The 20,685-nt window shown below is 42.6% G+C and carries 22 protein-coding genes; 16 read left to right on the plus strand and 6 right to left on the minus strand.

Features of this window, described 5'->3' with window-relative positions:
* The first annotated feature begins 94 nt into the window (after positions 1-94).
* Both IQ224_RS11970 and IQ224_RS11975 read left to right on the plus strand, forming a co-directional pair.
* Entirely contained in the window at positions 95-2,263 is a 2,169-nt protein-coding gene (locus IQ224_RS11970; RefSeq protein WP_002743735.1) for a transglycosylase SLT domain-containing protein, read from the plus strand.
* A gap of 212 nt (positions 2,264-2,475) precedes the next feature.
* Entirely contained in the window at positions 2,476-3,306 is an 831-nt protein-coding gene (locus tag IQ224_RS11975) for an energy-coupling factor transporter transmembrane protein EcfT (RefSeq protein ID WP_002743726.1), read from the plus strand.
* Positions 3,307-3,416: 110 nt separating this feature from the next.
* On the opposite strand, the gene coaE is transcribed toward IQ224_RS11975, so the two are convergent.
* Both coaE and purC read right to left on the minus strand, forming a co-directional pair.
* Positions 3,417-4,016, minus strand: coding sequence for a dephospho-CoA kinase (gene coaE / locus IQ224_RS11980; protein WP_002743724.1), 600 nt, complete (start codon positions 4,014-4,016; stop codon positions 3,417-3,419).
* Positions 4,017-4,077: 61 nt separating this feature from the next.
* Positions 4,078-4,803 carry a phosphoribosylaminoimidazolesuccinocarboxamide synthase gene (gene purC / locus IQ224_RS11985; protein ID WP_002743721.1) on the minus strand — a complete coding sequence of 242 codons (726 nt, stop codon included), beginning with the start codon at positions 4,801-4,803 and terminating at the stop codon, positions 4,078-4,080.
* Between the two features lie 337 nt (positions 4,804-5,140).
* Between purC and IQ224_RS11990 the strand changes: the two genes are divergently transcribed.
* On the plus strand, positions 5,141-5,437 hold the full coding sequence (locus tag IQ224_RS11990; protein ID WP_002743720.1) for a hypothetical protein: 297 nt from the start codon (positions 5,141-5,143) through the stop codon (positions 5,435-5,437).
* An 87-nt stretch (positions 5,438-5,524) separates the two neighbouring features.
* Here the strand turns inward: IQ224_RS11990 and thrS are convergent, their stop codons facing one another.
* Entirely contained in the window at positions 5,525-7,324 is a 1,800-nt protein-coding gene (gene thrS, locus IQ224_RS11995) for a threonine--tRNA ligase (RefSeq protein ID WP_002743719.1), read from the minus strand.
* 134 nt (positions 7,325-7,458) lie between these two features.
* On the opposite strand from thrS, the gene IQ224_RS12000 reads away from it, so the two are divergent.
* Positions 7,459-8,370 carry a metal ABC transporter solute-binding protein, Zn/Mn family gene (locus IQ224_RS12000; RefSeq protein ID WP_194032984.1) on the plus strand — a complete coding sequence of 304 codons (912 nt, stop codon included), beginning with the start codon at positions 7,459-7,461 and terminating at the stop codon, positions 8,368-8,370.
* A 60-nt stretch (positions 8,371-8,430) separates the two neighbouring features.
* On the opposite strand, the gene IQ224_RS12005 is transcribed toward IQ224_RS12000, so the two are convergent.
* Entirely contained in the window at positions 8,431-9,528 is a 1,098-nt protein-coding gene (locus IQ224_RS12005; protein WP_194032985.1) for a GTP-binding protein, read from the minus strand.
* 256 nt (positions 9,529-9,784) lie between these two features.
* Positions 9,785-10,222: a DUF4079 domain-containing protein gene (locus IQ224_RS12010; RefSeq protein ID WP_016514615.1), complete on the minus strand. Its 438-nt coding sequence runs from the start codon at positions 10,220-10,222 to the stop codon at positions 9,785-9,787.
* Between the two features lie 4 nt (positions 10,223-10,226).
* Here IQ224_RS12010 and IQ224_RS12015 point away from each other — a divergent pair, with 4 nt between their 5' ends.
* Positions 10,227-12,863: a M1 family metallopeptidase gene (locus tag IQ224_RS12015; protein WP_194032986.1), complete on the plus strand. Its 2,637-nt coding sequence runs from the start codon at positions 10,227-10,229 to the stop codon at positions 12,861-12,863.
* Positions 12,864-12,894: 31 nt separating this feature from the next.
* On the opposite strand, the gene IQ224_RS12020 is transcribed toward IQ224_RS12015, so the two are convergent.
* Positions 12,895-13,512 (minus strand): 7-carboxy-7-deazaguanine synthase QueE, encoded by a 618-nt coding sequence (locus IQ224_RS12020; RefSeq protein WP_194032987.1) that lies wholly within the window; start codon positions 13,510-13,512, stop codon positions 12,895-12,897.
* Between IQ224_RS12020 and IQ224_RS12025 the strand changes: the two genes are divergently transcribed.
* The 11 genes from IQ224_RS12025 (at position 13,489) to IQ224_RS12075 (ending at position 20,639) form a co-directional block, all read left to right on the plus strand.
* Positions 13,489-14,046, plus strand: coding sequence for a Ycf51 family protein (locus tag IQ224_RS12025; protein WP_080601666.1), 558 nt, complete (start codon positions 13,489-13,491; stop codon positions 14,044-14,046). The two genes, IQ224_RS12020 and IQ224_RS12025, sit on opposite strands and share 24 nt — an antisense overlap.
* A gap of 19 nt (positions 14,047-14,065) precedes the next feature.
* Complete coding sequence (locus IQ224_RS12030; protein ID WP_194032988.1) at positions 14,066-15,175, plus strand: iron-containing alcohol dehydrogenase family protein; 1,110 nt, start codon at positions 14,066-14,068, stop codon at positions 15,173-15,175.
* Positions 15,176-15,346: 171 nt separating this feature from the next.
* Positions 15,347-15,556, plus strand: coding sequence for a type II toxin-antitoxin system HicB family antitoxin (locus tag IQ224_RS12035; RefSeq protein ID WP_002750184.1), 210 nt, complete (start codon positions 15,347-15,349; stop codon positions 15,554-15,556).
* A gap of 22 nt (positions 15,557-15,578) precedes the next feature.
* The gene (locus IQ224_RS12040; protein WP_223210750.1) at positions 15,579-15,653 is read left to right on the plus strand and encodes a type II toxin-antitoxin system HigB family toxin; all 75 of its coding nucleotides are present in this window, start codon (positions 15,579-15,581) and stop codon (positions 15,651-15,653) included.
* A gap of 28 nt (positions 15,654-15,681) precedes the next feature.
* Positions 15,682-15,894, plus strand: coding sequence for a hypothetical protein (locus IQ224_RS12045; protein WP_194032989.1), 213 nt, complete (start codon positions 15,682-15,684; stop codon positions 15,892-15,894).
* Positions 15,891-16,334, plus strand: coding sequence for an IS200/IS605 family transposase (tnpA, locus tag IQ224_RS12050; RefSeq protein ID WP_002740761.1), 444 nt, complete (start codon positions 15,891-15,893; stop codon positions 16,332-16,334). The genes IQ224_RS12045 and tnpA overlap by 4 nt, the downstream gene beginning before the upstream one ends.
* A gap of 383 nt (positions 16,335-16,717) precedes the next feature.
* The gene (locus tag IQ224_RS12055) at positions 16,718-17,851 is read left to right on the plus strand and encodes a HetZ-related protein 2 (protein WP_194032990.1); all 1,134 of its coding nucleotides are present in this window, start codon (positions 16,718-16,720) and stop codon (positions 17,849-17,851) included.
* Between the two features lie 139 nt (positions 17,852-17,990).
* Positions 17,991-18,149 (plus strand): hypothetical protein, encoded by a 159-nt coding sequence (locus IQ224_RS12060; protein WP_002739601.1) that lies wholly within the window; start codon positions 17,991-17,993, stop codon positions 18,147-18,149.
* Positions 18,150-18,151: 2 nt separating this feature from the next.
* Positions 18,152-19,702: a cryptochrome/photolyase family protein gene (locus IQ224_RS12065; protein ID WP_002743694.1), complete on the plus strand. Its 1,551-nt coding sequence runs from the start codon at positions 18,152-18,154 to the stop codon at positions 19,700-19,702.
* Between the two features lie 118 nt (positions 19,703-19,820).
* The gene (locus IQ224_RS12070) at positions 19,821-20,162 is read left to right on the plus strand and encodes a translation initiation factor (protein ID WP_002743692.1); all 342 of its coding nucleotides are present in this window, start codon (positions 19,821-19,823) and stop codon (positions 20,160-20,162) included.
* A gap of 9 nt (positions 20,163-20,171) precedes the next feature.
* The gene (locus IQ224_RS12075; protein ID WP_002739978.1) at positions 20,172-20,639 is read left to right on the plus strand and encodes a TspO/MBR family protein; all 468 of its coding nucleotides are present in this window, start codon (positions 20,172-20,174) and stop codon (positions 20,637-20,639) included.
* Positions 20,640-20,685 lie beyond the last annotated feature (46 nt).

The raw sequence follows: 20,685 nt of genomic DNA on the forward strand, positions 1-20,685 counted from the left end.
CCCCACACCCCACTTCCCCAACCTGATTGAAACAAACAACCTGTCACCACGATCACTGATAATGTATGTTGAGTTACTGTCTTGAATTAAGGTAATGTTTAAGAAATTCCCCCCTCACACCCCGCTCATTCTTGGACTAGGTTCTGGGGTTGCGCTTTTTACTCTCACCAGTCTCTTTCTCTTTCACCCGAAAATTCTCGCTTGGCTCGATCGCAATAGTGCCTCACTTCCTAGCCAAGCTCCTAACCAACCCTCTGCCGTGGTTGATAGCGCTTCCCTACCACAAACCGAGCGAGATGTCAAGTTAAAAGATGTTGCTGATGCCAACGCACCCTCTTTAGATCGTAGTCGCGCCCGCTATCTCCTGGCCATGGATTTATTGAGAAAATATGAAGGGGGTCCGGCTTTAAAACAATTAGAAGGCTTAGAAAAACAATATCCTGTTCTCGCCCCCCAGATTCTCCTCAAACAGGGACGCGCCCACGAATTAAGCAATGATAGTGAAAGAGCGCGAGAAATTTGGCAAAAATTAATTAAAACCTATCCCCAATCGCCCGTAGTGGCGGAAGCTTACTACTCTTTGGGCAAATACGACCCCAGTTATCAGGAAAAATTGCTCAAGCAATACCCCCGACACCCGCGTACTTTGGCTTTAATTCGCCAACGTCTTCAAGAAAATCCCGATCAATTTCCCCTATGGTTGCAGTTAGCCAAGGCTAATCCTTTTGATCCTACCCTCAATCAGGCCCGCGATCGTTTGGTGAAAGACTACGCCAATCAGTTAACTCCGGCGGATTGGGCAATGATTGGGGCGGGTTATTGGCAGTCGGGATTGTACGAAAAAGCCTATAAAGCCTACGCTAAAGCCACTCCTAGCCCCGAACAAGCCTATCGTTACGCCAGGGGGCTACAAATTGCCAAAAAACTGCCAGAAGCTCGCAGCGCCTACCAAAAATTAATTAAAACCTATCCCCAGGCCCCAGAAACCGGTTTGGGATTACTGCGACTCGCCCAAATTTCTCCTAACCGCGATGCCATAGCATATCTCGATCGCATTGTCAAGCAATTTCCCGATCGCGCTCCGGAAGCTTTGGAGGCGAAAGCCAAATTACTCAACTCAACTAATGCCCAGGCCGCTAGTCAAACATGGCAAACTTTATTAAATAAATACCCAAAATCCGACGAAGCCGCCGATTATCGCTGGTTAATGGCCCAAAGAGCCGCTAAATCCGGTGATTACGCCAAGGCGTGGCAGTGGGCGCAGCCAATTGCGGTTAATAATCCCGATAGTCAAACTGCCCCGAAAGCGGCCTTTTGGGTGGGAAAATGGGCGCAAAAACTCGGCAAAAACCAAGAAGCAAAACAAGCTTTTACCTACACTATTTCTCGTCATCCCCATTCCTATTATGCTTGGCGCTCGGCGGTTTTATTAGGTTGGGACGTGGGGGATTTTACCACTGTCCGCTCCTATAACCCTACCACCGTCAAACCCGCCACTCGTAACGATCCCCCCGCCGGTTCGGAAGCTTTCAAGGAATTATATCGAATTGGTGAAGATACGGACGCTTGGAATCTCTTCCAAGCAGAAATTGTTGATCCTTGGAATTTAAGCGTTGACGAACAATTTAACCTCGGTGTCTATAAACTCTCTCGCAATCAAAATTTAGAAGGAATTAACCTGATTTGGCGCTTGCGAGAAAGAGATACCCCGGAGGAAAAGAAAGCCTGGAAAGTCCTCCGACAAAATGATAAATACTGGCACGCTTTATTCCCTTTCCCCTACTACGATAGCATCCTGCAATGGTCAAAAGATAGACAATTAAATCCCCTGCTAGTGACGGCTTTAATCCGGCAAGAATCCCGCTTTGAAAAAGAAATTCGTTCTCCTGTGGGGGCAGTGGGATTAATGCAAATTATGCCCGATACGGGTAAATATATCGCGGGTAATACTGGCAATAAAAGTTATTCTTTAACTAATCCCGAAGATAACATTATGATGGGGACATGGTATCTCGATTATACCCACGGTAAATTCGCTGGAAATTCACTTTTTGCTGTGGCTAGTTATAACGCCGGACCTGGGGCAGTTTCCAAATGGAGACAGCGTTTTGATTTTAGCGATCCCGATGAATTTGTTGAGAATATTCCCTTTAGAGAAACTAAGGGTTATATAGAATCGGTGTTTGGTAATTATTGGAATTATCTCCAGATTTATAACCCTGAAATTCAAGAGCAAATGAAGAGAGTTGCTAACCCTTCCTAGTGGATTGATGGGGATGGGTAATTAACTCATTCCCTTAAAGTTATAATTAAATTGAAGATATATCCCCCCTTAATCCCCCCTTAATAAGGGTGTGCCGATCCCCCCTGCCCCCCTTGATAAGGGGGGTGCCGATAGGCGGGGGGATTCCCCTTAATAAGGGGGGCATCTGACAGTTTTTAACACCTAGCTACTTACTAACTTTTTTCCTAATTATGCAATCATTTAACTGGCAAACCGTCGATCGAGATTCTCCTTTTACTCGCCTAGATTTTCGGACAAAATTAACCATGATGATCGTGGTTACTCTTATCGCTTTTACTTGGGAAAGTCCCCTCGCTGGCGGTTTGCTAACTCTTATTGTCGCTTTAGCTTGTCTCTGGGCGGGGGTAAAATGGTCTTATCTCCTCACCATTTTAAAATTCATGGCTCCTTTTTATCTATTCTTATTAATTACCATGGGATTTTTTAATGTGGAACAGGTAAAAGCTTTAACGGTAAAAACTGAATTAACTCCCTTATTAACTGTCGGTTCTACTAAAATGACTGTGGAGGGAACCCTCTACGGTTTAAATGTGATCTTTAAAACTCTCACGATGGTTTTAATTATTCCCCTCGCTATTTTTACCACCGATATAAATCAGATGATGGTGAGTTTAACTAAAGCCAGAATTCCTTACAAAATAGTCTTTATTTTTTCCTCTACCCTGCGTTTATTTCCTCTCCTAGTAGAAGAATCTCGATCGATTATTTCTGCTCAAAGATTACGAGGATTAGCAATAGAAAAAATGGGTTGGCTGCAAAAAGGAAAAATTTACGCTTCTATCGCTGTACCTTTAATTTTAAACGCTATGGCTAAATCGCAAAAACTAGAAGTAGTTCTACAGGCTAAAGCTTTCTCTGGTGATCCCGATCGCACATTTTTACAGGAATCAATCTTAACCAATAAAGACTATTTATTAATTATTGGCTTTCTATTTTTATTGGTTTTGGCAATTATTCTCTATGTAAAATTCGGGGTGGGAAAATTTGCCTGGTTGTTTTAAAATTAATCCCTATTGTAAGTAGTTAGGTGTTAAAAACTATCAGTTTCCCCCCTTATCAAGGGGGATCCCCCCGCCTATCGGCACCCCCCTTATTAAGGGGGGATCTATCTTCAATTTAATTCTAACCAGCTACTTATAGCTCGATCGATCTGGGTATATAAAGCTTCTAAATCCCCAGAATTGTCCAAAACAAGATCGGCTAAGGCAATTTTTTCGGCTAAAGGCATTTGATTATTAATCCGAGCGATCGCTTGTTCTCTGGTTAAGTTATTTCTAGTCATTAAGCGTTGAATTTGTTGCTCGAAACTGCAAGAAATCACCCAAATCTCTGTGACTAAATAGGTTAATTTTGCCTCAAATAATAAAGGAATAGAAAAAACAACTATCGGGGCTTCTAACTGCTCTAAATGCCGCTTAAAACATTCTCTAACGTAGGGATGAATCTGACTTTCTAACCAGATTTTTTCCTCGGGATTATTAAAAATAATCTCTCCTAACTGTTGGCGATTAAGGGAATTATCCTCAGTTTTAACTTTTCTGCCATAACGCGCAAAAATTCTCTCTAAAATTTCCGAACCTTTTTCCACTGCTTCCCGGGCATAAATATCCGCATCAAGGACAGGAATTTTGTAGATATTTTCTAAATAATTGGAAACCGTGGATTTACCACAGGCTATTCCCCCTGTTAACCCGATAATTCTTCTTGACATAAATTATTAAATTGCTAATTTCAATTAAGGTGCGTTACGCGCTCGCTAACACACCCTAAAGTTATAAACTCTCTATCTGTTGTAAAACTCTTGCTTGTACTTGTTGATAGGCAGTTTCCACATCTCCTAAATCGCGACGAAAACGATCCTTATCGAGAATACGCGCTTGGGCATCCTCTTGGGTTTTATCCCAGAGACGACAGGTATCGGGGCTAATTTCATCACCTAGATAAATTTTGCCCGTTTTATCAACTCCAAATTCTAACTTAAAATCGACGAGAATAATCTGGCACTTATCAAAAAATTCCTGTAGATATTGATTGATTTGCAGGGCTAAATCTCGTAACTGATTGACTTGCTCCTCGCTGGCAATATCAATTACTTTTATGCGATCGGGCGTTAACAAAGGATCGCCCAAAGCATCATCCTTGAGGTAAAATTCTACAAGAGGAAAAGGTAAAATTTTCCCCTCCTTTAATCCCGTTTGCTTGCACAAACTCCCGGCGGCGATATTTCTGACTACTACTTCCAAGGGAATGATTTTAATCGCCTTGACGCGCATTTCCCTAGAACTAGGGCGATCAATATAATGGGTAGGTATTCCTAGGGATTCTAACCATTGAAATAGGGCAGTGGAGACAGTACAGTTAATTTCCCCTTTACCGACAATTTGCCCGCGTTTTTGGGCATTAAACGCGGTGGCATCGTCTTTGTAATAAGTGAGGAGAATATCGGGATCATCGGTTTGATAGAGAATTTTGGCCTTACCTTCATAGAGTTTTTCCATAGTTATCATCCTCGGCAATTGATAAACGAAAATCGATGGTTAATCAGATAGCGGCAGCAGCAAATTTTGGCGATCAACCTAGATAAAAAATTTAGATCATCAGGGAGATGATTGTTGAGAAAAAATAATGTATAATTGCTACTTAAAGATAACTGTCAACATTTTGCGACCGAATCTTAACCTATAACCAAAAAGTGTCACGATTTAAGTGTCAATTTTTGGCAAATCAGCCAAGTTTTTACTTAAATCCTCAATCATAGCCAACAACTGATATTATCTCCCATTACCATTACCGAAAAATCTAAAGAAATTCCGCAAAATTACCCGCCATCGCCCTATGAACCAGAATCCTCCTAACGATGATAACCCGAATCTCCCCGATCGCCGCAAGGAGGATTTTCTCTATCCTCGCGCGCCCTACTATGGGGAATTTAAGCCAGAAAACTTGCTATTTAACGCCAATTTACAGGAATTTGCCCAAAAAGTCAGTTTTATTTGTAATCTGGAAACGGGGGGCAAAATCAGTTCTCTAGAAGCCTACCAAAAAATTAAAGCCCTCTGGAAAGACTTAAAACAGAGCAAAAAAGGACTGGGGATTGGGGAAAATCCCTTTCAAAAAGATGATGATACCTAAAGGATAATCAGGAAAAATCTCCTCGCTTGATAAAAAATACTGGGACAGAAATATTTTCTGTCCCCATAGAATTAGATAAGCAAACGCTTAAAAATTACCGTGATTTTGGATGGCACTTTCTAATTTTGCCACCACTTCCTCGACGCTAATTACCCCTAAATCGCCCGCCGCACGGGTGCGAATACTTAAACTATTACTTTCCATTTCTTTTGCCCCCACCACTGCCATCACGGGTATTTTTGCGGTTTCAGCATTGCGAATCATTTTACCCAAACGTTCGCCACTGGTATCGGTTTCGGCGCGAATTCCTAACAACTGCATTTTCACTGTCACCTCTTTAGCGTAATCCAATTGACTATCACTAACCGGTAATAATCGTATCTGGACAGGGGCTAACCAAAGAGGAAAATCTCCCGCGTATTCTTCGATTAAAATACCGATTAAACGTTCCAAAGAACCAAAAGGTGCGCGATGAATCATCACTGGACGTTTACGATTACCATCTTCGGCAACGTATTCTAATTCAAAACGTTCGGGTAAATTATAATCCACCTGTACCGTTCCTAACTGCCATTCTCTTTCGAGGGCATCTTGGAAAATAAAGTCTAATTTCGGACCATAAAAAGCCGCTTCTCCGGGGGCTTCAAAATAATCCATCCCCAAAGTTTGCACCGCTTTTCTAATCGCCGATTGTGCCTTTTCCCAAGCTTCATCGGAACCGATATACTTATCCGATTCGGGGTCACGAAAACTCAATCGCGCCTTAAAATTCTTTAACTGTAAACTCTTAAACACCGTCAAAATTAAATCAACAACGCTTAAAAATTCCTTGTCTAATTGTTCGGGAGTGACAAACAAATGGGAATCATCGACGGTAAAACCGCGAACTCTAGTTAATCCTCCCAATTCTCCCGATTGTTCGTAACGATAAACTGTACCGAATTCTGCCAAACGCATCGGCAATTCCCGATAGGATCTCAAATCACTTTTATAGATTTGAATATGAAAAGGACAGTTCATCGGTTTGAGGACAAATCCTATTTCCTTACTAGCAGATTCCTCATCGTCTGCCATCATGGGAAACATATCTTCTTTGTACTTTTGCCAGTGACCGGAAATTTTAAACAAATCGACGCGAGCAATATGGGGAGTAACTACGGGTAAATAACCGCGTTTTAACTGTTCTTTTTTCAGAAAATCTTCTAACAAAGAACGAATTAAAGTTCCTTTCGGTGTCCATAAAGGCAACCCCGGTCCGACAGAATCAGAGAAAATAAATAAACCTAATTCTTTGCCTAATTTGCGATGATCCCGTTTCAGTGCTTCTTCCTTACGGCGCTTGTATTCGGCTAATTGTTGGGGATTTTCCCAGGCTGTGCCGTAAATGCGCTGTAATTGGGCTTTATTCTCATCCCCGCGCCAATAAGCACCCGCTACCGTCTCTAATTCGATCGCTTTCGGGTCTAGTTCACTTGTATTATCTAGGTGCGGACCGGCGCACAAATCCCACCAAGCGTCACCAAGATGATAAAGGGTGATGGGTTCTTGAATTCCCGCCAGAATTTCCAGCTTATAGGGTTCATTAATCGCTTTAATGCGCTTTTCCGCCTCTTCCCGAGAAACTTGCTCGCGAATTACCGGCAGTTTTTTATTAATAATTTTGACCATCTCTTTTTTGATGTCCTTGAGATCCTTATCGGTAAAAGGTTCCGGCACATCAAAATCGTAGTAAAATCCGGTTTCAGTCCAAGGCCCGATAGTAACTTGGGCTTGCGGGAATAATTTCTGCACCGCCATGGCCATAACATGGGAGGTGGTGTGACGAATGCGCTTGAGGTGGTCGGATTCGCTGGTTTTCGGTAGTTTAATCGGGGCTTGGTTATCCATATCTTTTGAATTTACACCTTCTCTATTCTCTATTTTAATGGTAAAAGGAGTCTTTAGTCAGGAAAAAAATCAAGATAGATATCAACGCCATTTCCCCCCATCTCTAATCTCTAAACCCTCATCTCTATTTCCCGATGAAAAAACTAATTTTATCCTGTTTATTTTTGGGATTGGTTGCTTGTAATCCCTCAGTTAACACCACCGATAACCAAAAACCCAAGGTAATCTCCACTAGCACAATTATCGCCGATTTAACCGCACGAGTGGGCGGTGAAGAAATTGACCATCAAGACATTTTAAAACCCGGGGATGATCCCCACGTTTATGAACCGGTTCCCGCCGATAGTGTGGCTTTAGAAAAAGCTGATTTAATTCTCTATAACGGTTATAATCTCGAACCGGGGTTAATTAAAATGATCAATTCTACGGGGATTAAGGCGAAAAAAGTGGCCGTGGGAGAAGCAATCAAGCCTTTACAATTGGAAAAAGAGGGGCAGAAAGTCCCCGATCCCCACGTTTGGGGTTCGGCTAAAAATGGTATAATCATGGTGGAAAAAATCCGAGATCAATTGATTGAATTAAGTCCCGAAGATAAAGAGATTTTTACCCAAAATGCCGCCCAATTAATCGCAGAATTAGAAAATCTTGATCGCTGGATTGCTGCGGCTATTGAAACTATCCCCCCTTCCCAAAGACAATTAGTCACCACTCATGACGCTTTTCAGTATTATGCTCATGTCTATGGTTTAAAAGTAGCGGGAACTTTAATTGGCATTAGTACGGAAGAACAACCTAGCGCCCAAACGGTGAAAAATTTAGCCGATGCTATTAAAAATCTCAAGGTTGCTGCTATCTTTGCCGAGACGACTATTAATCCCGCTTTAATTACCACTGTAGCCGAAGAAGCGGGGGTGAAATTAGCACCACAACAATTATATTCTGATTCGATCGGTGCGGTGGGTACTAGGGGGGATAGTTATGTAAAAATGCTCAGGGAAAATACTCGCTCGATCGTGGAATCTTTAGGTGGAAAAGTTCCCGAATAAAAATAAATAATCGGCTAAATTGGGGGTGTTATAGCTAACACCCCCGCAAGAGACGGTTATCTATTTCCCAAATCCTTTACCGCGATTGACAGCAGGTAAACTGAGACAACTATTAATTTGCTCTTTGATAGTTTCATGATCGAGATTTTGACCGATAAGAACTAGCTGATTTTTGGGAGTACCTTTCCATTCGTCATCTTCGAGAGTGAAACGCTTACCACTGAGGTGGAAAATATGACGTTTAGGACTTTCATCAAACCAGAGAATACCCTTAGCGCGGAAAACGCTTTCTGGTAACTGATTATCGAGGAAATATTGGAACTTCCGAATCGAAAAAGGTTGGTCACTAGCAAAGGAAATAGAAGTAAATCCATCCACCTCTAAATGATTGGAATGGTCGTGATGATCGTGATCGTGGTGGTGATCATGGTCGTGATCATGATCGCAATGGTCGTGATCGTGATCGTGGTGATGATGATCGTGGTGTTCTTCTTCTGTGTCGAAATATTTATCCGATTCAAATAGTCCGACGCTGAGAATTAAGGGTAAAGGGACTTGACTTTTGCTAGTGCGAAGAATTCTTGATCCTTCCTTCATGTCCCGGATTCTTATTTCTAAAGAATCCACATCTGCTTCATCCACTAGATCGGTTTTATTGAGAACAATAATATCACCGTAGGTGATTTGACTTAAGGCCGCTTGCGAGTTGAATAAATCAAGACTAAAATTGGCACAATCCACCATAGTGACAATGGAATCTAAACGGGTCATTTCGCGTAATTCCGTCCCTAAAAAGGTTAAAGCTACCGGTAAAGGATCGGCTAATCCTGTGGTTTCTACGACTAAATAATCGATTTTTTCGGAACGTTCGAGAACTTTATAAACTGCTTGAATTAAATCCTCGTTAATCGTGCAGCAAATACAGCCATTATTTAATTCTACCATGCTGTCATCACTGCTGATAATCAGTTCATTATCGATACCGATTTCACCGAATTCATTGACAAGAACAGCAGTTTTTAACCCCTGTTGATTGCTGAGAATATGATTAAGAAGAGTAGTCTTACCACTACCAAGAAACCCAGTAATAATTGTTACCGGTAGCCCTTTTTTTGGCACTGACATCGTGTTAATAGCTTGTGATTCGACGGTTTGCATAATGATTTGGGGGTGAGTATTCTGTCACTAAAAAGCGATTTTTCGGGATGAGATAAGTAAGTGGTTTCAATTAAATTGAAGATAGATTTTGTCTTTGATCCCCCCTGCCCCCCTTGATAAGGGGGGGTGCCGATAGGCGGGGGGATCCCCCCTTAATTCCCCCTTGATAAGGGGGGGGGATGTGACAATTTTTAACATCCACTTACTTAGCTAGTTTTTCTCGATCAAACAGTCTCCACTCGATCGCCGACTATTTTTATTGTAGATATTTTTGGACCACATCCCATCCTGTTAGGGTAACAAAAAGAAAACCAAGAAACAATAAAAGATTAGTGCCGATGTGGAGAGACCGCGCTAGAGGTGGACGGGTTGTAATGTTCAGGCCGGTAATTGCCGAAACAAAAACCAGAAAAACCACTGATAAACCCGCTATCAGGTGGGAAGAGTGGCCTAAACTGCCATAATGACCGATTGTTCCCACTAATCCGATTCCCAGCAGAATTAAGACCAAAGCAACCATGATCAGGCCGCTGAGGAGATGAAAGGGTCTTAACCATTTCGGTCGAGATTGGCCCGCAAGTCGTCGATAACCCATGTTTACCCCCGAAACTGCCAGTAAAAAATAGGCAAAGAGGGTAAATCCCATCGACCAAGCGGCAATTTTCCATAACCAGAGAAAGGAGGGGAGATTCATAGGGGTGGGATTATTATTAGCAAGGAAAGGGACGACCGATCGTGTTAATTTAAGTTTACCGGACAAAAATCAGCAAGTTAGGGCTAATATGTCTCATCTAACCATCGACACGGAAAATAATCAGCGTCAACCCTTTGAGTTACCCGGGGCTAAACCCCATTATAACCCCGATCGACCCGGACAAGTTAATCATATTTTTCTCGATTTAATTATTGATATTCCCCGACAAAGTTTTCAGGGCAGCTGTCAGATTACCCTCACCCCCATTCGTCAGGGAATTAGCAGTTTAACTCTGGATGCGGTGGCTCTAAATATTAATTCTGTGTTCATTGAAGATATCAGTCAACCCTTTGACTATGATCGTTCTCTTCTGACCATTCATCTGCTACAACCCACCACCGATAAACCGATTATCCTGACGATTAACTATCAAGTTAACCAACCACAACGGGGATTATATTTTATCGGCACCGACGAATATTATCCCGATAAACCGATGCAAGTTTGGACCCAGGGAGAAGATGAAGATTCTCGCTTTTGGTTTCCCTGTTTTGATTACCCTGGCCAATTAGCCACCTCCGAAATTCGGGTAAAAATTCCCCAACCCTATATCGCTATTTCTAACGGGGAATTAATCTCAGTGGAACCCGTGGGTGAGGACAGAATTTATCACTGGTCACAAAAGCAAATTCATCCTACCTATTTAATGACTCTTGCGGTGGGAGATTTTGCTGAATTATGCGACTCATGGAATGGTGTTCCCGTTACTTATTATGTGGAAAAAGGACGGGAAGAAGAGGGACAAAGAAGTATGGGTAAAACTCCCCGCATGATCGAGTTTTTTAGCCAAAAGTTTGGTTATCCCTATCCCTATCCCAAATACGCGCAAGTTTGTGTAGATGATTTTATCTTTGGTGGGATGGAAAATACTTCCACCACAATTTTAACTGATCGCTGTTTAATTGATCAAAGAGCCAGCATTGATCATACTTGGACAGAAAGCTTAGTTGCCCATGAATTAGCTCATCAATGGTTCGGTGATTTAGTGGTGATTAAACACTGGTCTCACGCTTGGATTAAAGAGGGAATGGCTTCCTATTCTGAGGTTTTATGGACAGAATCGGAATACGGAAAAGCAGCTGCTAGTTATTATTTATTAGGGGAAGCAAGAAGTTATTTAGAAGAAGATACTTCCCGCTATCGTCGTCCGATTGTTACTCATGTTTATCGAGAAGCGATCGAACTTTATGATCGTCATCTCTACGAAAAAGGTGCTTGTGTTTATCACATGATCCGCTCTATTTTAGGGGAAGATTTATTCGCAAAAGCGATTCAGACTTTTGTGCGGGATAAGGCCCATAAAACCGTAGAAACCGTGGACTTATTACGGGCGATCGAAAAAGCGACCGGGTACAATTTATTATTTCTCTTTGATCAGTACGTTTATCGCGGTGGTCATCCCGATTATAAGGTGGCCTACAGTTGGGACAATCAGAATAATTTAGCCCAATTAACTGTCACCCAAACCCAGGATGAAAAAGAACTATTCGACTTGAAAATTCCCGTCGCTTTTGCCTATCTCAACTCTGAGGATCTTACCTACAATCTGCGGATTCACCAAAAAGAACAAAGTTTCTATTTTCCCCTAGCACAAAAGCCCGATTTTGTCAAGTTCGATCGGGGTAATAATTTCCTCAAAACCGTCACTCTTGAGTATCCCATCGCCGAATTAAAAGCGCAATTACAACAGGATCCCGACCCGATTTCCCGTATCTATGCAGCCATAGCCATTGCTAAAAAAGGCGGTTTAGAAGCGATCGAAGCTTTGGGGAGATCCCTAGAAAATGAGCCTTTTTGGGGGGTGCGTGTGGAGGTGGCCAAACAGTTAGCAACTCTTGGTTTAGATCAGGCAGTTACTGCTTTAATTAAAGGTTTAAACGACGAAAAAGCCCAAGTACGTCGGGCAGTGGTCGAGGGATTAAGTGAAATTAAAACCTTAGATAGTTATAACGCGCTTAAATCCCGATTAGAAGCTGGAGACGCTAGTTATTATGTGGAAGCGGCCACAGCGCGAGGATTAGGCTCGATGGCCGTGGGACAATTGCAAAATCAAGAAGGGGAAATTATTGACCTGCTCAATCATATTTTACAGTCAAGAAAGGGGTGGAATGAGGTAGTAAGAGCGGGCGCAATTGGCGGTTTAAGCCAGTTAAAAACCTCGCCGGCGGCTTTAGAGTCAATTTTGACCTACACGGCTTTAGGCACACCTCAACCCCTGAGATTAGGCGCTATCCGCGCCCTAGGAGCGATTTCTTCGGGACAAACCACGGATAAATTAACCGTAATTTTGGAACGTTTAGAAACCATTGCCAAGGAAACTTTTTTCTTGACACAAGTGGCAGTGTGTAACGCTTTAGGACAGATAGAAAATGCCAAAGCTATCGCTATTTTACAAGCTTTGAGCGATCAAACTCCCGATGGTCGCGTTCGTCGTGTAGCGGAGGAAGCAGTACAAAAAGTCCAGAAAAAATTAGGTTCCGACAAAGCAATTCAGGAAATTCGCGAGGAATTAGAAAAAATGAAACAGGAAAATCAGGAACTTAAAAGTCGTTTGACCAAATTAGAGGCGAAAAATAGTTAGTTAACCTGAGTTATCAGTTATCAGTTATCAGTTAGCGGACTCCTAAAAACTTATGGGTTTGGAGACTGAGACGCCATTGGGGATGCCGAAGAACATAATTAAAGACTAACTCTTTGCTTTCTGCTGTATTCCATTCGGGTTGCAGATATTTAATCACCCCTTCCGATAACTTACTTTCCTGCATAGCTGCCCAGTCTAAATCCTCTGGATTAGCCACAACAATTTTTAACTCATTCACCCGTGCATAAATACTAGGATCTGGCATTTTATAAGTTTTAGGAGAAAAAGTCACCCAATCGAAAACCCCAGTAAAAGGATGAGCGCCAGAAGTTTCTAAATGTACCCGTAAACCCCGATTTTTTAATTCCCTGGTCAAAGGATCAAGATTGTGCATTAAAGGTTCACCCCCGGTAATCACCACCATAGCGGGGTTAGCCCCTTTTGCCATCTCTACCAATTCCCCCAGGGATTTTTGGGGATAACGGTGGGCATTCCAAGACTCTTTTTGGTCGCACCAAGGACAATAGACATCGCAACCTCCCAAACGGAGGAAAAAAGCATTGCTTCCCGTCCAAAAGCCTTCGCCCTGGACAGAATGGAAAGTTTCGACCACAGGATAGGTACAATGGTTTATGCTAAACGTTTTCATAGAATCAGTATTATAGAAAATATGGACATTCCCCTGAACTTTGCCAAATACATCCAATGGTCTGGTATTGCCACGCTGGTTTTTTTGGTACTCACGATTATCGCTTTTCTCGTCGGTTGGGGAATCCGCTTTCGTCTCGTCGGTGTCACTAGCTTTATGGCTGTGTTGACGGTGGGGATTTTCGGTCTTGGGTTAGGATTATTTACCCGTACCGAAATTCCGGGAGCGGTGAGATTCTCCCTTGTCTATGATAACGGAGCTAATCAAGCTGTTATCTCCCTGCCCAATACTGTTACTCCCGAGCAGGTGGAAGCAACCCTAAAACAAGCCGCTAGTGACTTGTTTTCCTCCGGTCGCGCCGGTGCTGGCGGTAATAATCAATTTATCATTAGCGCTCGCACTCTCGTTCATCCTCAGCCCGGTTTATCTGCTCCTTTGTACCTGGGACAGATTAAAAAATCCTTCTCCGCCCCGGGGGATAATACTCCTGAACTACAGCTTTTTCCCGAAAGTTTCGCTAAAATTAGCCAATAATCCTTGAGGTTGTCAAAAAATGTCCAATGCTGTCGCTGTTTTGCCCCTGTTAATCGCCCCCGCACAAGTGATTCGGGGTGACAATGCCCTAGAAGAATCCACCGGCAAGTTAGCGGATTTGGGTAAACGTCCCCTGGTGGTGGGCGGCGATCGCAATTTAGCTTTTTTGTCATCTCCCCTGAAAAATCTCACTCCTAGCTATCACAGTTACGCCCCCGATTGTTCGGAAAATTCCCTAGCATATTTAAAGGCATCTGTCAAGAGTCATGAGGCAGATTTTATCATCGGTGTGGGTGGCGGCAAAGCCCTCGATACGGCCAAATTACTCGCCCATCAGTGCCATTTGTCGATCGCCACGATTCCCACCTCCGCCGCTACCTGTGCCGCTTGGACAGCCCTATCTAACGTCTATTCTGACGCAGGGGCGTTTCTTTACGATCTGTCCCTAGCCCGTTGTCCGGATTTATTAATTCTCGATTACGGTATTATCCAAACTGCCCCGAAAAGAACCTTAATCGCCGGTATTGGCGATGCGATCGCTAAATGGTACGAGGCTTCTGTCAGTAGCGGTCATTGCACAGAAACCCTGATCATTGCCGCTGTCCAACAGGCCCGGGTTTTGCGGGATATTCTTTTCCAAAAATCCCCGGCAGCCCTGGAAAATATCGGCGGGGAGGACTGGAAACAGGTGGTAGATGCCAGCGTTTTATTAGCCGGAGTAATTGGTGGTTTAGGGGGCGCTAATTGTCGTACCGTGGCCGCCCATGCAATTCATAATGGTTTAACCCATATTCCCGCTTGCCATCATGCCCTGCACGGGGAAAAAGTCGCCTACGGCATTCTCGCCCAATTGCGTCTAGAAGAAATAGTTTTGGGCAATCAATTGGCAGTATCGGCCCGGGGGCAACTAATCCAGTTTTATGAACAAATTGGTTTACCGAAATCCCTAGAGGATTTAGGATTAAAAGATGTTTCCCTTGCCCAATTGCGCCATGCGGCCGCAATTGCCTGTCAGCCGAATTCGGACATTCATCGTTTACCTTTTACGGTTTCCCCCGAACAAGTTATGGCGGCCATGGTTTCTACTACCACTGCCGATACAGTCGGGCAGAAAGTTAAGGCTAATTAAGGGCAATATTTTCGGGACTTATGGCTTTATCTGCTGCGGGTGAGTAGTGATTTTATTGTAGTGGTGATAGCTCAAATCTTTGCTTTGTTGGTCGAAATCCAGCGTTGATGTTCCTATTGGGACTCTTAAAAATATATGGCGACAAGCTCAAATTGAGGAGGACAAAATATAATGCGATATGCAGTTGTTATTGAAAAAGGAGAAAATAGCTACGGTGCTTATGTTCCCGATCTTCCCGGATGTGTTGCGGTTGCAGAAACATTAGAAGAAGTTAAACAATTAATTGCTGAGGCAATAATTTTTCATTTGGAAGGCTTAAAAGAAGATGGATTAACTGTTCCTGAATCAGTGTCGATCTGTGAGTATGTAGATGTAGCTTAGGGGGTTCCAAGGTGGAAATAAGATTAGACTCATAGCGGCGATTCATTACAAGCGACAAAAAATTTATATTCGAGAAGTTTTAACTCATGCTGAATAGGACAAAAATAAATGGAAGGAGTAAAAAAATGCCGACGATAGATATAGAGAAAACACGGCAAGCTTGGACAAACTTAAAGCAAATACTCTTTATCCCTCGCAATGAATCAGAATATGAACAATTAGTAATTATGTTAGATAATTTGATAGATGAAATAGGAGAAAATGAAAATCATCCTCTTGCTTCTTTAATCTCTTCGGGTCTAATTCCCCGCCGCTCGCGGCGTACAATAGAAAAATGAGTGAATACATCCATAAGAGCCATAATGTAAGTGTTTTGCTATATCATTTAGTGTTCCCAGCCAAATATCGTAAAGCCGTTTTCGACGAACAGGTAGATAGCTTGTTGAAAGAAGTCTGTCTAGAGATGGAAAAACGATACGAGATAAAGTTTGTAGAAATTGGAGTGGATAAAGATCATGTGCATTTTCTGGTGCAATCAGTACCGACCTATAGTGTGACAAGGATAGTGACAATGATTAAAAGTATAACGGCGAGAGAAATTTTCAAAAAGTGTCCTCAAGTGAAAAAGCAGTTGTGGGGAGGAGAGTTTTGGAGTGATGGATATTACGCAAGTACGGTAGGAAAGCATGGGGATGAAGGTATGATAGCGAGATATGTAAAAGAACAAGATAAAGAATACCTGCAGCTACACCAAAATCTACAATTGAGTCTATTTTGATTCTGATACCCCGTCCGCTTGCGGCGGGGTAGTTCATTGGAAATTTTGGGAATATTAATAGAAAATTATGAACAGGAAAATGTTCCCGAATTATAAATGGTAGGGGGGTGCATTCCCAAATATTGGTTAACCTTGAAATTGTCATGTTTTCAGGGAGGATACCCTAGGAAAGAATGCGCACCGCAAAGCGGAACTCTTCGAGATCGCCCTAAATCATTATCCGGCAAAAGACTTAATTGATTAGTTCGTTCTAGTCGGGTGTTGGGTAAAATCGGTGCGATCGGCTTTCTCCATGGCTCAGGTTTTAGCATATATCGTGTAAATGCGCTAATATTCAAACTAAAGCCGTCCTCAAAAGACGGGGTTTGGAACTCAATTTTTCGATGACGACAATAATCGACGAGTTAAGGCAACAATGGCAAGATCGCCTCTCTCAAACAGAGGATTCCTTAACCGATCGCCAACGGGATACCATTATCAATTGGTTACTCGGTGAAGATAGCCAACGTTGGGAAAATTTAGATGAGAGAGATTTAGAAATCGCTAAACGGGGATTAGTCTATCTTTGGCAAATTTTGCGGCAACGCTATCTGAAAGTTAGTCCCACCCGCGCCTATCGTAACCTGATCGATCGTCTCGGTGCTTGTGTCACTCTCCGGCAAAAAATTCGCACTTGGGTTTCCTTAAGTCGCGATCGTCGGCAAGCGGTGGCCGATGTCTTGCAAGAAATTATTCAAGAAATGTTAAATAGTGATCGCTATCTGCAATCCCAGTTAGCATGGATCGCTCGTTGTACCAACGATCAAGGTACTCGCGATCAGCTGCTGTTAGCCACCCTGGAGGAATACGCCCTGCGTCCGATCCGCAATCAACCCCTGTTAGCCTATCGTTTTGTTAATTATCTCCGTCGTCAATCGAGAAGCGGTATCACTAATGTGCCGCGGCAAGAAATGATCCGGATTCTCTCCGATGAAATTAGTGACGATGAGGGGGAAACTAGCTTAAGTTTACTGGACCAAAATGCGATCGCTGCCTACGAAGATCAACGCACTTCCCAAGAAGCGCAAATTCTCCGGGTAAAAGTTCAAGAGAGTTTTGCCAAGTATCTAGAGGAAAATGTTAGTCGGGAGGCGGTGACTTGGTTTAACCTCTATCTAGGGGGCCAAAGCCAAGATGCGATCGCCAAAGCGATGAATATTCCCGTCGAACGGATTTATCGTCTCCGGGAAAAAGTTGGCTATCATGCGATTAAGGTTTTTGCCCTCAAGGAAGAGACAGAATTAATCAGTGAATGGTTACAAATCAGCCCCAAAGAGCATAATTTTGGCTTAACTCTCAGTCAATGGCAAAGTTACTATGCTGGCCTTTCTCCCACGGGTAAAAGCGTTATCGATGGCTTAAAAGCGGGTAAAACCCTTGAGGAAATCGCTGGCGAATTAAACTGTCAACGCACGCAAGTGGTCAAAGAATGGACGAAACTTTATCTAAGCGCCCAAAGTCTCAGGACAAAAACCTAATCAGGAGTCAGGAGATAGGAGTCAGTATTCAGGAGTCAGGAGACAGCTTTTTTCCCCCATCTCCCCAATTCCTAATTCATAATTCCTAATTCATAATTTATAATTACCATCCCCTTTTTGATTTTTGACTTCAAGAAATATGTGGATTATTAGCAAAAAAGTCGGGGTATTTACCCATTATTTAACTCCTACGGGGACATTTACCCCCAGCATCGACAAAGCCAGTAAATTTTCTGCTCGGGAAATGGCGGATATTATGGCTAAAAAATACGGCGGAATAGTAGAGGCCATGAGATAATTATGACCATTGGCATTTGGATTTTAGGGGATCAATTATGGACAGGACAAGCGGCCTTAGCTAATCGTCAAGCCTATTCACAGGAAACACCGGTTATTCTAATTGAATCCCACAATCATATTCGACAAAGACCCTATCATCGGCAAAAATTAGTTTTAATCTGGTCGGCAATGCGTCATTTTGCTGAAGAATTAAAAACTTTAGGATGGTCTGTAACCTACGAAGTTACTGAAGATTTTGGGCCAATTTTATCTGCTTGGATTAAGCGATTAGGCATTAAAGAATTACAGATCATGATGCCTAATGATTTGCCCTTTCTTAGATTAATTAAAAATCTCAATTTAGACTGTGCTGTAACCCTAATTGATAATAATCACTTTCTCTGGACAAGGACAGATTTTAATAATTGGGCTAAATCTCGTAAAAGACTATTACTAGAGGATTTCTATCGAGAAAGTCGCAAAAAATGGCAAATTTTAATGGAGAATAATCAACCCATAGGAGGACAATGGAACTTTGATAAACAAAACCGCAAACCTCCCAAAGATGGATTAAAAACTACTGCTCCTCTTTGGTTTGAACCCGATAAAATTACCCTTCAAGTTATCGCTGATGTGGAAGCTTTAGATATTCCTAAATATGGAAAAATCAAACCTTTTCGCTGGGCAGTAAACCGCAGACAAGCTTTACAGGTTTTGGAGCATTTTATTACTAATTGTCTGCCCAACTTTGGAACCTACCAAGATGCGATGGTAACGGGAGAAGAAACCCTCTGGCATTCCCTATTATCTCCCTATCTGAATCTAGGATTGCTAACGCCTTTGGAAGTGATTCAAGGGGCAGCAATTGCCTATAAAAAAGATAATTTAGCCCTAAATAGCATCGAAGGATTTATCCGTCAGGTGTTGGGATGGCGGGAATATATGCAAGGGATTTATCATTATTTGGGAGAAGATTACGCTAATCATAATTGGTTTGAGCATCAACAACCCTTACCAGCTTTCTTTTGGGATAGTAATCAAACCGAGATGAATTGCCTCAAACAAGTGTTATCACAGGTGGAAAATACTGGTTATGCCCATCATATTCAAAGATTAATGATTTTGAGCAATTTTGCCTTAATTTTTGGTTGCTCTCCCCAAGAGATTGAAAACTGGTTTCATAGTGTTTTTATCGATGCCTACGATTGGGTAATGCAGACTAATGTGTTGGGAATGGGACAATTTGCCGATGGGGGAATTCTCGCCTCTAAACCCTACGCTTCCTCTGCCAACTATATTGATAAAATGAGTGATTATTGTCGGGGTTGTCTGTATAAAAAAAATGAACGAGTCGGGGAGTTTGCCTGTCCTTTTAACTTTCTTTACTGGGATTTTTTGGCACGACATCGAGAAAAATTAAAATCCCAAGGTCGAGTTAATATGATTTTAGGCCATCTCGATCGAATGTCGGCAGCTGAACTTAATCAAATGCGCTGCCAGTCCAACCAATTAAGAGCTATCAGTAGTCAGGATTCAGGAGTCAGGAGTCAGGAGTCAGGAGATAGGAGATAGGAGACGGGATACAGCTATTAGGGAGCGGATTTGAGTTTTCAGTTCTCTGTTTGCTCACCACCGCACAAGTCTGACGGAGTAGTGGCTTAGATGTGTAATTAATTGTGCTTAGATACTTATGAGTAAATCAAAGGAAAAAAACCGGATTGCCTATCAGGAATTTGGAGATCAAAGTAATCCTCAAGCTTTTGAGCGTTCCATTCCTGAATTACCCCCAAATCAGCAGAATTTGCGAGTACAAACCTCCCGCTCCGGTCGTGCGGGAAAAACCGTTACCATAGTTACAGGTTTTCAATGCCAAACCGAAACTCTGACGAAATTATTAAAACAGTTAAAAACCGCTTGCGGAACGGGTGGTACAGTGAAAGAAAATACCATTGAGATACAAGGAGATCATCGCCAAAAAATTCTACAAATTCTCGTAGAATCGGGTTACAAAGCCAAAATTAGCGGAGGATAGCTAAAAATGATGATTCCCTCTTGGTTGCTTATCGGTGTCGTGGGGTTTTTGGTAGCGTTAGCTGGGGGATTACTCAATTCTCGCGATGTGCGTTGGTTTGCGCGATTGCGTCGTCCCGATTGGTTAAGCTTTGAAAGATTAATCCCTCTTATCTGGACAATTATCTATATTTGTGGGGCAATTTCTGCTTATTTAGTCTGGGAAGCTCAACCGGCTAATCGCTGGTTTTTGATGGCTTTTTATCTGTTGGTGGAATTGACTATTAGTGCCTATACTCCCGTCACCTGTAAACTACGCAGTCTCAAAGCGGGAACGATTATCGGAGGTACGGGTTTTTTCTTGGGTTGTCTTCTGGCGCTCTTGGTTTTCCCTGTTTCTTCTTGGGCGGGCATCCTACTCCTACCCTACCTGATTTGGAGTCCGATCGGTACCTATGTGACTTGGGAAATGAGCCATCTCAATCCTCGGGATGTATAGATAGAGTCTGCTGAAAAAGTTTGTTGGTGGGGGCAGGGTGTGGGGT

Origin of the sequence: Microcystis sp. LEGE 00066, assembly GCF_015207925.1 — a bacterium.
In the GTDB taxonomy this organism is placed as follows: Bacteria; Cyanobacteriota; Cyanobacteriia; order Cyanobacteriales; family Microcystaceae; genus Microcystis; species Microcystis ichthyoblabe_A.